Below are 13,666 nucleotides of genomic sequence, written 5' to 3' on the forward strand. Positions count from 1 at the left end.
GGTGTGGCCGCCCCGGGCCCCGTCCCGGCCCGGCGTCCCGTCCCTGTCCGCCGAGAGAGGCAGCCCGCATGTCCGCTGACCGACCCCCCTTCGCCCTGCCGCCGGCCTTCCAGGAGCTGACCGTCGACGACCCGCGCGAGGTCGGCGGCTACCGGCTGTACGCCCGGCTCGGCGCCGGCGGCATGGGCCGGGTCTACCTCTCCTACACCCCGGGCGGGCGGCCGGTGGCGCTCAAGGTGGTGCGCCCCGAGCTGGCCGAGGACCCGGAGTTCCGGGCCCGGTTCGCCCAGGAGGTGGCCAGCGCCCGGCTCATCCACGGACTGTTCACCGCGCAGGTCGTCGACGCCGGCGTGGAGGCCGCCACGCCCTGGCTGGCCACCACCTACGTGCCCGGCCCCTCGCTCCAGCAGGTCGTCCAGCGCTTCGGCCCCCTCCCGGAACGGACCGTCCTGCTGCTGATGGCCGGCATCGCCGAGGCCCTGCAGGCCATCCACGCCACCGGCGTGGTGCACCGCGACCTCAAGCCCGGCAACGTGCTGATCGCCTCCGACGGCCCCCGGGTGATCGACTTCGGGATCGCCCGCGCGGCCGACGCCGCCGCCCTCACCGGCACCGGACTGCGCATCGGCTCGCCCGCCTACATGGCCCCCGAGCAGGCCACCGGCCGGCCCGCCACCCCCGCGACCGACGTCTACGCCCTCGGCGCCCTGGCCGTCCACGTCGCCGGCGGCACCCCGCCCTTCGGCGACGGACCGGACCCGGCGACGCTCTACCGGGCCGTCCACGAGGACCCCGACCTCAGCCGGGTCCCCGCCGACCTGCACGAACTCCTCCGGCGCTGCCTCGCCAAGCAGCCCGAGGACCGCCCCAGCACCGCCGAGGTGATCGCCGCCGCCCAGGGCCACCCGGCCGTGGGCGGGCACCTGAGGTTCGGCGAGGACTGGCTGCCGCACCCGCTGGCCGGCCAGCTCACCCGGCACGCCGACCTGCCGCAGGTGCCCGCCGAGGCCCGCACCGCCGTGGTGGCCCGGCCCGAGTGGGCCACGGCCGCGACGCAGCTCGCCCCCACCGCCCCGGACGGCGGCGGCACCCCGGTCCCGACGCCCACCGTGCTCGCCGCCGCCCCCGCAGCACTCTCCCCCGCCGCCGGTGCCGCGGCGCCCGCGCCCGCACCGCACCGGGGCTCCCGCGGGAAGGACGACCGGAGCCGGGCCCTCGGCCGGACGGCCCTCACCGCCGCCGTCGCCCTGCTCGTCGGCGCCGCGGCCACGGTGTTCCTGCTCGACGACCCGGACCCGGTGGAGGCGGCGCCCGCCGAGAACCCGGTGGCCGACACCGCCACCCCGGGCGGCCGGGCGCCGGGCGCGGCGTCGACCTCACCCACCACGCCCAGCGCGCCCGCGACGCCCTCCCGCACGGCCTCCGCCCCGCCGACCGCCTCCCCCTCGGCGGTGCCCACCGCGGACTTCGCCCCCGTCTACCGCGCGGTCGAACTCGCCTCGACGGACTCCGGCTACGAGTTCGACCTCTCCACCGGCACCGTGGTCCCGGCCGACAGCGCCACCTGGTACGTCAGCCGCAACGAGAGCGAGTTCCTCTACCCGGAGAACGCCGACTCCTTCATCGGCCGGGACGCCGGACTCACCGTGGCCGACTGCCTCAAGGGGCTCGGCAGCCATCCGTCCGCACGGCTGCCGTTCAGCGCGGTCGGGCCGCGCGGGGCCTTCTGCCTCCGCTCGGCCGACGGCCGGGACCTCGCCATCGTCCGGGTGCTGTCCACCGCGGGCGCGGACGGGCCGGTCCGGGTCTCCCTGGACCGCTACCGCCGCAACGGCTGAGCCCGCCACGGGCGAGGCGCGGTGGCCGAACCCGCGGTCGGCCGTAACCCGCGGTCGGCCGAACCGCCGTGGCCGAACCGCGGTGGCCTGGGCCGCGACGGCCGAGAGCCGCCGCCCGCCACCCGGGGGTGGCGGACGACGGCTCTCCCCGGGGCGCCGCCACCGCGCACGGTCGCCCCCCCCTGCGGGGGCACCGGTCAGGGCTGCCGCCGCACCGGCTCGCCCGGACCGCCGGCCACCGGACCGCCGGCCGCCGCACCGGCGACCGGGGCTGCAGCGGCCGGGGCGGCGCCGGCTGCCGCCGCATCGGCGGCGTGCTTCTCCTCCTCCCGCATCGCCGCCGTCTCGGCCTTCAGGATGCGCATCGACTTGCCCAGTCCGCGGGCCATGTCGGGCAGCTTGCGGGAGCCGAAGAGCAGCACCACGACCGCCACCAGCACCAGGAGGTGCCAGGGCTCCAGAGCATTGCGAAGCACGGCTGCCTCACCCGGCCTTTCGTCGTCCGCGACCGGGCCGCCCGCTCGGCGGCCGGTCGTCTCGGGGTGGTTGGGGTGACGCCCACCGTAAGCTTGACTGATTTTTCAGTCAATGCGACAGTTCAGTCCGGTGCCGCCGACCACCCGTGTCCGGCACCGCCGGGCGCCGCCCGGGCCACCACCCCGGCCCGCGCACCGCACCGCACCCGAACCACCCCCCAGCCCCACCGGAGGACAGCGTGTCCCTCTCCCCGCTCGCCCGCCGCACGGTGCTGCGCTCCCTCGCCGGAGCCGGCGCGCTCGCCCTCGGCGCGACCGCCTGCGCAGCCCTCGACGAGCCGGCCGATCCGGCCGCACCGTCCTCCGGCACCGCCGACACCCCGTCGGCCGAACCCCCGGCACCCGCCCCGGCGCGCGGGCGCCGGCTCGGCGGTGAGTGGGAGAAGCACGAACGGACGTTCATGGCCTGGCCCGCCTCCGGGAACGTCTGGGGCGACCAGCTGGCGTCCGTCCGCAAGGACATCGCCGAGGTGGCCCGGGCCGTCGCCGAACGCGAACCGCTGATCCTGCTCGTCCGCCCCGGCCAGGAGGCCTCGGCCCGCAACGCCTGCGGAACCGGCGTCGAACTGCACGCCACCCCGGTCGACGACCTGTGGGCCCGGGACACCGTGCCGGTCTTCGTGGAGGAGGGCGGCAAGGTCAAGGGCGTCGACTTCAACTTCAGCGGCTGGGGCGGCAAGCAGGAGCACACCAACGACGGCCGCCTCGCCCGGGCGGTGCTCGACGCCTACGGGATCGAGCGCGTCGACACCAGGCTGGTCGCCGAGGGCGGCTCCTTCGAGACCGACGGCCTGGGCACCCTGATGGTCACCGAGAGCTCCGTCGTCAACGACAACCGCAACCCGGGCATGAGCCGCGACCAGGTCGAGGCCGAGCTCAAGCAGGCGCTGGGCGCCACCAAGGTGATCTGGCTCGCCGGCGTCAAGGGCAAGGACATCACCGACGCCCACGTCGACTGCCTGGCCCGCTTCGCCGCACCCGGGGTCGTCTTCCTCGACCGGGCCTTCCCCGGCACCCCCGCCGACGTCTGGTCCCGCTCCGCCGACCAGGCCAGGTCCGTCCTGTCCGAGGCGACCGACGCCACCGGCAAGAAGCTGAAGGTCATCGAGATCGGCCAGCCCGACCCGGACAAGATCACCGGCCGCGGCGACGCCTTCGTCTCCTCGTACATGAACTTCTACATCGGCAACAAGGGCGTCTACCTGCCCCTGTTCGGCGACCCCCGGGCCGACGACCACGCCCAGGAGGTCTTCCGCGACCACTTCCCCGGCCGCGAGATCGTGCCGCTCCAGATCGACGCCATCGCCTCGGGCGGCGGCGGCATCCACTGCTCCACCCACGACCAGCCCGCCGGCTGACCGGGCACCGCCACCGCTGCGGGGTGGGGCGCCGGCCCATGCCACCGCAACACCCCGCCTGACAAGGGGAACGGCGGTTTCCGTCGCTCCCGGGGCCGAATCCGCCGGCTCTCCGCCGCGCGCACCCGGGTGCCGCCTAGAGTCCGGAGCCGGTCGGCCCGCCACGGGTGGAGGCCCGACGCGTCCGCCGCCCTACCGACCGGCACGATGGGGGGGCACGATGGGACAGGACGTCGTCCGGGAGTCCGCACGGGCGGGGCGGGTGGTGCTCTGGGAGGAGTCGGCACCGGACGGCGCGCAGGCCAAGACCCTGATGTCGCCGGCGTTCCGAGTGCGGCTGGCCCGCGAGCAGGGGCGGATCTTCGGCGCCGACGGCCCGCGGCACGTGGTGTTCGCGGCCGGCTTCCCCGCGGTGCGTCCTAGGGCGTGGCCCCGCCGAGGAGTTCGGCCACCAGCCGCCGCGCGTACGCCGCATCGAGCCCGGTCGGCCGGAACAGGATGCGGTACATCATCGGGGCGACGACGCGGTCCATGGCGGTCTCCACGTCGGGGACGTCCTCACCGCGGGCCCCCGCCCGGGCGAGGACGACGCCGATGTGCTCGGCCGCGTAGGCCGAGCACTGGCCGGCGTTGCTGCCGTCCGGGTCGCCGAGCAGGGCGTCGCGGATGTAGGCGCGGCCGGAGGGGGACGACATCTCGTCGAGGAACTGCTCGGCCCAGGCGGTGAGGTCGGTGCGCAGGTCGCCGTGGTCGTCCGGCGCCGTGTCGGGCCGCAGCCGTTCCACCGCGACGTCCGACAGCAGCTCCTGCAGGTCGCCCCAGCGGCGGTAGATCGTCGACGGGGTGACTCCGGCGCGCTGGGCGACCAGCGGCACGGTCAGGGCGTCCCGGTCCACCTCCGCGAGGAGGTCGCGCACGGCCTCGTGCACCGCTGCCTGGACCCGGGCGCTGCGCCCGCCCGGGCGCACCATCTGCCGAGGACTCATGCCACCAGCTTAAAGCACATTCCTTGCGTTTAGCGGGCACTCGGGCCACCCCTGGCCGCACCGGACCACCCTCACCAGGGCCTCGACGCGGACTCACCACGCCCTCGCCGCGGCCTCGACGCGCGCTGGGACCACAAAAGCTAAGGGATTGCGTTAACCGTCCACCCGCCCCTACGGTGTCCTTAACGCAAACGAGTCGCTTTAGCGGGAAGGAGCCCCCATGCCCAGCGCGACGCCCCACGCCCCCGCACTCCCGTCCCTCCGGGCCGGCTGCCCCCGCCGCCCCGACCGTGCCCGACCCGACCACACCCGCCCCGGCCGGCGTGCAGCGTCCTTCGCCCTCGACGCCTCGGCACTGGCCACCCTGCTGGCCGCCTCCAGCGCCCCGACCCCGCTCTACCCCCTCTACCAGGAGCAGTGGGGCCTCTCCCCGCTCGCCGTCACCGCGGTCTTCAGCGCCTACGCACTGGCCCTGCTGGCAGCACTGCTCACCACCGGGGCGCTCTCCGACCACCTCGGACGGCGCCCCGTCCTGGCGGCCGCCCTGGTCGTCGAGGCCGCCGCCATGCTGCTGCTGGCCTCCGCGGACGGCGCGGGCACCCTGCTCGCCGCCCGGGTCCTCCAGGGGCTGGCCACCGGCACGGCCACCGGCGCCGCGGGGGCGGCCCTCCTCGACCTGGAACACCCCCGGCACCCGGGCCGCTCCGCGCTGACCAACAGCATCGCCCCGGTCGCCGGCATGGCCGCCGGCGTCCTCGCCGCCACCCTGCTCGTCCGGTTCGCGCCCGCCCCCACCGTCACCGTCTACGCCCTGCTCGCGGCCGTGTTCACCGCCCAGGCCGTCGCGGTCGCCTTCACCACCGAGACGGCGCGCCGCCGCCCGGGCGCCCTGCGCTCCCTGAGCCCACGGCTCGCCCTCCCGCCCACCGCCCGCCGCACGCTGCTGGCCGTCGGCACCGGAGTCGCCGCGGTGTGGGCCCTGGGAGGCTTCTACTCCTCGCTCGGCCCGGCGCTCGTCCGGCTGGTCGCCCCCGACGCCCCGCAGTCGGCCCGCGGCCTGGTCTTCTTCACCGTCAGCGCCACCGCCGCGCTCACCGTGTGGGCGCTGCGCCGCAGTTCGCCCCTCACCGCCACGGTCGGCGGCTGCCTGGCCGTCCCGCCCGCCACCGCCCTGACCCTGCTCGGGATGCACGGCGCCGGGCTCCCCGCCGTCCACGCCGGCGCGGCCCTCGCCGGCGCGGCCTTCGGCGCCGTCTCCCAGGGGGCGCTGCGCCTCCTCCTCGGCTCCCTCGACGTGCCGGACCGCGCCGCGACCCTGGCCGCCTACTACGTCCTCAGCTACCTCGCCATGAGCCTGCCCGCCATCGCCGCGGGCGCCGCCACCCGGTCGTACGGGCTCGGGGCCACCGCGCACGCCTACGGCATCGCCGCCGCCCTGCTCGCCCTCGCCGCACTCGCCGCACTCGCCGTGTCCCGGCGCCGGGCCGCCCCGGCCCACCCCGCCGCCGCACCGGCCCCCGACCGCCTCCGCTGAAGCGACCCGAACCAGCCGAACCGAACCCCGACCGGCCGAACCGCCCGAGCAACCGAAGGACCGACGAACCATGCCGACCACGCCCGCCACCACCACCGCCCCCACCTGGACCGTCGGCGACCTCACCGTCCACCGCGTCGACGAGATCCCCCTGCCGCCCGCCACCGGGCAGTGGCTGCTGCCCGACGCCACCCCCGCGCTGGTGACCGCCCAGGACTGGCTGCACCCCCACTTCGCCGGCGCCGACGGCACCCTGCACATCGACAGCCACACCTTCGCCTTCGTCGTCGACGGGCTGCGCGTCCTCGTCGACACCGGCATCGGCAACGGCAAGGAGCGCGCCAACCCGGCCTGGCACGACCTGCGGACCGACTTCCTCGAGCGCCTCACCGCCGCCGGCTTCGCCCCCGACACCGTCGACCTGGTGATCCTCACCCACCTGCACGCCGACCACGTCGGCTGGAACACCCGCCTGGTCGACGGCCAGTGGGTCCCCACCTTCCCCCACGCCCGCTACGTCACCAGCCGCACCGAACGCGAGTTCTGGGCCGCCCACCCCATGGAGGAGGCCCGCCGGCAGATGTTCGAGGACTCCGTGCTCCCGGTCGAGCGGGCCGGACTGCTCGACCCGGTCGACGTCGCCGAGGGCGGCACCGAGGTCCTCCCCGGCCTGCGCCTGCTCCCCACGCCGGGCCACACCCCGGGCCACGTCGCGGTCGAACTGACCAGCCGCGGCGCGACGGCGCTGATCACCGGGGACTGCGTCCACCACCCCGTCCAGTTCGCCCACCCCGCCGTCGGCGCCTGCGTCGACATCGACCCCCGGCAGTCCGAGGCCACCCGCCGCGCCCTCCTGGCCTCCCTCGCCGGCACCGACGCCCTCGTCCTCGGCACCCACTTCGCCCCGCCGACCGCCGGCCACGTCGTCCCCCACGCCGACGGCTACCGCCTCGACGCGGTCCCCGCCCGCACGGCCTGACCTCCGGTCACGAGGGCGCCGGCCCACCCGGCGCCCCCTCGCCCGGCCCGTCGCCCGGCCCGTCACCCCACGCACCGCCCGCCTCATCGCCCGGCCCGTCACCGTCCGGAGCACCGTCCGTCCCGGCACCCCGCGCCCAGGAGCGGTAGGCGGCCACCGCCGTCGGCAGCGTGGGGAAGATCCGGTCGGCGCCGACGGACGCGCTCAGCCCGTACGCGTCGAGCTCGTCCCGCAGGTCCTGCTTCACCCGGGCCAGGGCGAACACCACCCCGCGGGAGGCCAGTTCGACCCGCAGGGCGTCCACCGAGTCCAGTCCGGTGATGTCCACCTCGACGTTCGCCTCGGTGTTGAGCACGAACCACCGCACCGGCCCCGGCTGTTCGGCCAGGGCCGCCAGCGCGCGGCGCCGGAAGTCCTCCGCGTTGGCGAAGAACAGCGGGGAGTCGTAGCGGTACACCACCAGCCCGGGGAGGGTCCGCGCCGCGGGGTAGTCGTCGACGTCGTGCATCCCGGCCACGCCCGGCACCAGGCCGAGCACGGCGTCGTGCGGCCGGGCGACCCTGCTGAGCAGCTCGACCACCGACAGCCCCACCGCCACCAGCACGCCGTAGAGGATGTCCAGGGTCAGCACGCCCACCGTGCAGCCGACGGCCAGCAGCAGTTCGCGGCGCCGGAAGGAGGCCAGCCTCCGGAACCCCGCGACGTCGATCATCCGGAGCGCGGCGAAGACCACCAGGGCGCCCAGCACGGCGTCCGGGGTGTCGTGCAGCAGCGGGCCGAGGAACAGCAGGACGGCGACCACCCCGACACCGGCCGCCAGCGCGTACAGCTGGCTCCGCGCTCCCGCCGACTGGGCCAGCGCGGTGCGGCTGGCGCTGCTGCTCACCGGGAAGCCCTGGAAGAAGCCGGCGCCGAGGTTGGCCGCGCCGAGGCCCAGCAGTTCCTGGTCGGCGTCCAGGCGCCGCTCCCCGTCGGGCCCGTCGAAGGCGCGCGCGGTCAGGATGAAGTCGGTGTAGCCGACCAGCAGGATGCCCAGCGCGGGCAGGGCGAGCCGGGACAGGTCGCCCAGGTCCGGCAGCCGGGGGGCGGGCAGCCCCGCCGGGATGCCGCCGATCACCGCGAGGCCGTACTCCTCGAGCGAGAACGCCGCGGAGACCGCCGTGCCGAGCACGACCGCCAGCAGCGGGCCGGGCAGCCCGGGGCGGAGGCGGGCCACCAGGAGGAGGAAGAGCAGGGTGGCGGCGCTGAAGGCGACGGTCGGCAGGTTGGCCTCGGTGAGGTCGCCCAGGAACGACGCCAGCTGCGGGAAGAACCCCTCGCCGCGCACGTCGACGCCGGTCAGCTTGGACAGCTGGTCCACGATCATGATCAGCGCCACGCCCGTGAGGTAGCCGATCAGCACCGGCCGCGAGAGCAGGTCGGCGACGAAGCCGAGCCTGGCCAGCCACGCCAGCACGCACAGCACGCCGACCACCACGGCGAGACCCGCCGCCAGGACGGCGTAGCGGGCCGGGTCCCCGCCGGCCAGCGGCCCGACCACGGTCGCGGTCATCAGCGCCGTGGTCGACTCCGGCCCGACCGACAACAGCCGGGACGACCCGACCAGCGCGTAGAGCACGATCGCCGGCAGGATGGCCCACAGCCCGGTGACGGGCGGCAGGCCCGCGACGCTCGCGTACGCCATGACCTGCGGCACCAGGTAGGCGACCACCGTGACGCCGGCCAGCAGGTCGCCCCGCAGCCAGTCCCGCCGGTAGCGGCGGAGCACCGCGAGCCCCGGCAGGGCCGGCAGCACCCGGCGCCACCCTCCGCCGGGACCGCCCGCAGCCATCGCTCTCCTTCCGTCACCAGGCCCCCGAGCACCACCCTGCGGTCCCGGACCGCCGCTACCCGCGGACCCGCCACCACCGCCCGCCCACCGGCCACCACCGCTCACGGACCGGGCTCGGCCCCCACCCCGGCCCCGGCCCCGGTGGGAGCCCGTCGGCGGGCCGGCAGCTTGCCCAGCTCCCACAGCAGCAGGAGCGCGACCGCGGCCAGCAGCGCCCACCCGAACTGCCGGACGTCGATGTCGGTGGTCCCGAGGAGCCGGCGGAACGCGTCCATCTGGGTGACCAGCACCGCCAGCACGAACTCCGCCAGGGCCGCCAGGTTCATCTGCCGGCTGTCGAAGGTGGCGACCGTCAGCACCGAACCGCGCTCACTGCGGCACTCGTAGGCCGCGACGATCAGGCAGAGCGCGAAGGCGGTGAACGCGATCGAGTTGCCGACCGCGACGCTGCCGTAGTGCGCCTCGCCCAGCTTGATCAGCAGCAGCAGGGCGACGGTGACGGCCAGCCCGGCGAGACCGACGGTGACCACGACGGGCCCGGTCAGCACCGACTCGCCGCGCGGACGCGGGGTGCGCCGCATCAGTCCGGGGCTCTCCCGGTCGAAGCCCAGCGCGAAGCCGAACGGGGCGTTGACCACGAAGTGCACCCACAGCACCTGCGCCGGGGTGAACGGCTCGCCCGCCGCGATGTTCAGGACCGCCGCGCCGAGGAAGGTCAGCACGAACGTCACCAGCAGCACCAGGACGAACCGGATGTACTTGGTGAGGTTGTCGTAGAGCTTCCGCCCCTCCCCCACCGCGTAGACGATGGTGGCGAAGTTGTCGTCGGCGAGGACCATGCGGCTCGCGTTCTTCGCCACGTCGGTGCCGCTGCCCATGGCGATGCCGATGTCGGCGGCCTTGATGGCGGGCGCGTCGTTGACGCCGTCGCCCGTCATCGCGACCACGTCGCCCTTCTTCTTGAGCGTGGCCGCGAGCAGCACCTTGTGCTCCGGCGCGACCCGGCCGACCACCCCGATGCCGTCGATCCGCGCCAGCCGCTCGTGCTCCGGCAGCGCGGCGAAGTCGGCGCCGAGCACGGCCTCGCCCTCGATGCCGAGCTGGCGGGCGATGGCCGCCCCGGTGGTGACGTCGTCACCCGTGACCATCCGGACCCGGATGTGGGCGGCCTGCGCGTCGGCGACCGCGGCCCGCGACTCCTCGCGCGGCGGGTCGACCATGCCCACCAGACTGGTCATCCGCAGGTCGACGACGAGCGCCAGCAGGTCGCCGTCCGGGTCGAAGTCCGCCGGGTCCAGGTCCCGGACGGCCCCGGCCATCACCCGCAGCCCCTCGCCGCCCATCCGCTCGGTCTGCGCCAGGGCGCGGGCGCCGAGGTCGCCGTCCCAGGGCACGACCCGGCCGTCCGCGAGGGCGGTGACGGCCCGGGCCGTCACCGCGGGCGCAGCGCCCTTGACGAAGCACCGCACCACCGGGCGGCCGTCCGCGTCCTTCGCCTCGTTGAAGGTGGCCATCAGCTTGTAGCCGGGGTCGAACGGCAGGGTGGCGAGCCGGGGGAAGCGCTCCCGGCTGGCCTCGATGTCCAGCCCGGCCTTGTGCGCGAGGACGAGCAGGGCGCCCTCGGTCGGGTCCCCGACGACCTCGCCGCCCACCAGCTTGGCGTCGTTGGCGACCAGGTAGGGCAGGATGGCGTCCTCGATGCCCGCCGCGGACCCGGCGGCGTGGTGGACCCTCCCGTCGAGGCGGTAGCCCGTCCCGGAGACGGTGTAGCGGTCGGTGGGGCTGAGCACCTCGACGACCGTCATCTGGTTCATCGTCAGGGTGCCGGTCTTGTCGGAGTTGATCGCCGACGTGAAGCCGAGGGTCTCGACGGACGGCAGCTCCTTCACGATCGCGTGCCGCTTGGCCAGGTTGAGGCTGCCCACGGAGAGGATCACCTGGCTGACGGTGGGCAGCGCCTCCGGGATGGCCGCGATGGCCAGCGAGACCGCGCTGACGAAGAGCGCGTCCCAGGCCTGGTCGCGGCTGCGGCCGAGGGCGAACATCACGATCATGGTCAGGCCGGCCGCCGCCGCGATCCAGAGCGTCAGGGTGTTGAGCTCCCGGGTCAGCGGCGACTGCTCCTTCTCGGTGGCCGACAGCATCCCGGAGATCTTGCCCAGCTCGGTGTCCACGCCGGTCCCGGTGATGACGAGCAGTCCGCTGCCGTGCGTGACCGGGGTGTTCATGAACGCCGTGTTGGTCCGGTCGCCCGGGCCGAGCGGGCCCGCCGCCAGCGTGCCGGCGTCCTTCACCGCGGGGACGCTCTCGCCGGTCAGCGCCGACTCGTCGATCTGCAGCGCGCTGGCCTCGACGATCCGCCCGTCCGCCGGGACCTCGTCGCCCGCCGAGACGAGCACCACGTCGCCCACGACCAGCCGTTCGGCCGGGACCTCCGCCTCCGTCCCGTCCCGCCGCACCCGCGCGGTCGCCCGCATCATCGACTTCAGCGCGTTCATCGCGCTCTCGGCCTTGCCCTCCTGCCGCAGCCCGACCACCGCGTTGAACAGGGTCAGCACGACCAGCAGGATCGCGGTGGCCCACTCCCCGATCGCCATCGACACCACCGCCGCCGCCACCAGGATGATCTGCATGTAGCTGCGGTACTGGTCGAGGAAGCGCAGCCAGCCCGGCCGCGCCTTCTCCTCCGGCAGGGCGTTCGGCCCGTGCGCGGCGAGCAGTTCGGCCGCCCGCGCCGCGGTGAGCCCGGTCGCCGGGTCCACCCCCAGCGCGGCGGCGACCTCCGCCGGCGGGCGCGCGTACCAGGGCGTCGGGGACGCCCCCGCACCCACCGGCGCTCCGGACGGGTCAGCCTGCTCCGCCATCTCCACTCCTCAGGGTCCGGGCGCCCGCGCGGGCGGACGCCCCCGGCGGGGTCAGCCCTTCCGGTGCTCCGCCGCGTACGGATCGCGCGCGGCACCCCGGGGAGCCTCCCGCTCCAGCTGCCGCCTGGCCGCCAGGAGCTCCTTCCTGGCCTGCGCGTCGACCGTGGGGTACTGCGGATCGATCCCGATCAGGGTGTGGGCGAGCACGGCCGCCGCACAGATCCGCGCGAACCACTTGCGGTCCGCCGGCACGACGTACCACGGCGCCCACGGCGTGCTCGTGGCCGAGAGCATGTCGGAGAACGCCTCCTGGTAGTCGTCCCACCGCTCGCGCTCGCGGATGTCGGCCGCGGAGAACTTCCAGTTCTTCTCCGGGAGGTCGATCCGCTTCAGGAAGCGGGTGCGCTGCTCCTCCTCGGACAGGTTCAGGAAGACCTTCACCACCCTGATCCCGTTGTCGGTCAGGTAGCGCTCCCAGTCGTTGATCTCCCGGTAGCGGCGGTGCCAGACCTTCCGGCCCTTCGCCTCCTCCGGGAGCTTCTGCCGGTCGAGGTTCTCCGGATGGACCCGCACCACGAGGACCTCCTCGTAGTGCGACCGGTTGAAGATCCCGATCTCCCCGCGCGAGGGCAGCCGCCGCGCGTACCGCCACAGGTAGTCGTGGTCGAGCTCCTCCGCGGACGGCACCTTGAAGCTGCTCACCCGGACGCCCTGCGGGTTCACCCCGCTCATCACGTGCCGGATCGTCCCGTCCTTCCCCCCGGCGTCGATCGCCTGCAGGCAGAACAGCACCCCGTAGGTGTCCTGGGCCGCCAGCCGCGCCTGGTACTCCGACAGCAGCGACACCCCGGTGCGCAGCAGCTCCGCGCCGTCGCGCTTCTTCAGGCCCGCCTTGAACCGGGGGTCGAAGTCCTCCGCGAGGTCCACCCGTGACCCGGGCTCCACCCGCAGCGGCTCGACGAACTTCGCGATGCGTTTGGCCGTCCGACCGTCCGACATCACCGGCACCGTCCTCTCCGCTCCACCGCTCCGGCACGCCGGCACGCCAGCACCTGCCACGCTGTGCTCCCCCGGCCCGCCCGTCAATCCGGAGCCGCCCGTCCGGGGCGCGGCCGTCCCCCGTCCGGGCCCCGCGCGTGGCGGCCCCCGGGCCCGGCCCCGACGATGGGCCTGTCCTCCTCTCCCCCTACCCTCCCCCTCCCCGCCCTCTCCCCTCCCTCTCCCCCACCGATCGGAGACCACCATGGCGACCCTGACGGTCTGGCGGTTCCCCACCGCCACCGGAGCCGACGAAGCCCTCAACACCCTGAAGGACCTGCAGCGCCAGGAGCTCATCAAGGTCCAGGACGGAGCCGTGGTCAGCTGGCCCGTCGGAGCCCGCAAGCCCCGCACCCGCCACCTCAGCGACATGACCGGAATGGGCGCCGTGGGCGGCGCCTTCTGGGGCTTCCTCCTGGGAATGATCTTCTTCGTCCCCCTCCTAGGCGCGGCCGTCGGCGCCGCTGGCGGAGCCCTCGGCGGCCACCTCGCCCACCTCGGCATCGACGAGGACTTCATCAAGAAGCTCCGCGACGAGGTGACCCCCGGCAGCTCCGCCCTCTTCGCCCTCACCTCCGACGCCGTCCTCGACCGCGTCCACTCCGCCTTCGCCGGCCAGCACGCCGTCCTCCTGCAGACCAACCTCTCCGCCGAGCAGGAGGCCCGCCTCCGCGAGGCCTTCACCGAGGGCGAATAGCCCCC

10 protein-coding genes are annotated in these 13,666 nt (G+C 75.2%); 5 read left to right on the plus strand and 5 right to left on the minus strand.

The window, feature by feature from the left end; translation table 11 throughout:
• The first annotated feature begins 68 nt into the window (after positions 1–68).
• Entirely contained in the window at positions 69–1,838 is a 1,770-nt protein-coding gene (locus ACIRS1_RS30505) for a protein kinase (protein WP_402845321.1), read from the plus strand.
• A gap of 197 nt (positions 1,839–2,035) precedes the next feature.
• On the opposite strand, the gene tatA is transcribed toward ACIRS1_RS30505, so the two are convergent.
• Entirely contained in the window at positions 2,036–2,314 is a 279-nt protein-coding gene (gene tatA, locus ACIRS1_RS30510; protein ID WP_402845323.1) for a Sec-independent protein translocase subunit TatA, read from the minus strand.
• A 239-nt stretch (positions 2,315–2,553) separates the two neighbouring features.
• Between tatA and ACIRS1_RS30515 the strand changes: the two genes are divergently transcribed.
• Complete coding sequence (locus ACIRS1_RS30515) at positions 2,554–3,732, plus strand: agmatine/peptidylarginine deiminase (RefSeq protein WP_402845324.1); 1,179 nt, start codon at positions 2,554–2,556, stop codon at positions 3,730–3,732.
• Between the two features lie 419 nt (positions 3,733–4,151).
• On the opposite strand, the gene ACIRS1_RS30520 is transcribed toward ACIRS1_RS30515, so the two are convergent.
• The gene (locus ACIRS1_RS30520) at positions 4,152–4,718 is read right to left on the minus strand and encodes a TetR/AcrR family transcriptional regulator (RefSeq protein WP_402845326.1); all 567 of its coding nucleotides are present in this window, start codon (positions 4,716–4,718) and stop codon (positions 4,152–4,154) included.
• Positions 4,719–4,938: 220 nt separating this feature from the next.
• On the opposite strand from ACIRS1_RS30520, the gene ACIRS1_RS30525 reads away from it, so the two are divergent.
• A complete protein-coding gene (locus ACIRS1_RS30525) occupies positions 4,939–6,252 on the plus strand; it encodes an MFS transporter (RefSeq protein WP_402845328.1) in 1,314 nt (437 codons plus the stop codon).
• 70 nt (positions 6,253–6,322) lie between these two features.
• A complete protein-coding gene (locus tag ACIRS1_RS30530; protein WP_402845330.1) occupies positions 6,323–7,231 on the plus strand; it encodes an MBL fold metallo-hydrolase in 909 nt (302 codons plus the stop codon).
• A gap of 7 nt (positions 7,232–7,238) precedes the next feature.
• On the opposite strand, the gene ACIRS1_RS30535 is transcribed toward ACIRS1_RS30530, so the two are convergent.
• The 3 genes from ACIRS1_RS30535 to ACIRS1_RS30545 all read right to left on the minus strand — a co-directional run bounded on the left by ACIRS1_RS30535 (position 7,239) and on the right by ACIRS1_RS30545 (position 12,925).
• Positions 7,239–9,062 carry a SulP family inorganic anion transporter gene (locus ACIRS1_RS30535; RefSeq protein ID WP_402845331.1) on the minus strand — a complete coding sequence of 608 codons (1,824 nt, stop codon included), beginning with the start codon at positions 9,060–9,062 and terminating at the stop codon, positions 7,239–7,241.
• A 101-nt stretch (positions 9,063–9,163) separates the two neighbouring features.
• Positions 9,164–11,926 carry a cation-translocating P-type ATPase gene (locus tag ACIRS1_RS30540; protein WP_402845333.1) on the minus strand — a complete coding sequence of 921 codons (2,763 nt, stop codon included), beginning with the start codon at positions 11,924–11,926 and terminating at the stop codon, positions 9,164–9,166.
• 51 nt (positions 11,927–11,977) lie between these two features.
• A complete protein-coding gene (locus ACIRS1_RS30545; RefSeq protein WP_387906540.1) occupies positions 11,978–12,925 on the minus strand; it encodes a polyphosphate kinase 2 family protein in 948 nt (315 codons plus the stop codon).
• A gap of 244 nt (positions 12,926–13,169) precedes the next feature.
• Between ACIRS1_RS30545 and ACIRS1_RS30550 the strand changes: the two genes are divergently transcribed.
• Complete coding sequence (locus tag ACIRS1_RS30550; RefSeq protein ID WP_360209850.1) at positions 13,170–13,661, plus strand: DUF1269 domain-containing protein; 492 nt, start codon at positions 13,170–13,172, stop codon at positions 13,659–13,661.
• Positions 13,662–13,666 lie beyond the last annotated feature (5 nt).

Origin of the sequence: Kitasatospora sp. NPDC101176 (genome assembly GCF_044768035.1) — a bacterium.
Classification (GTDB): Bacteria; Actinomycetota; Actinomycetes; order Streptomycetales; family Streptomycetaceae; genus Kitasatospora.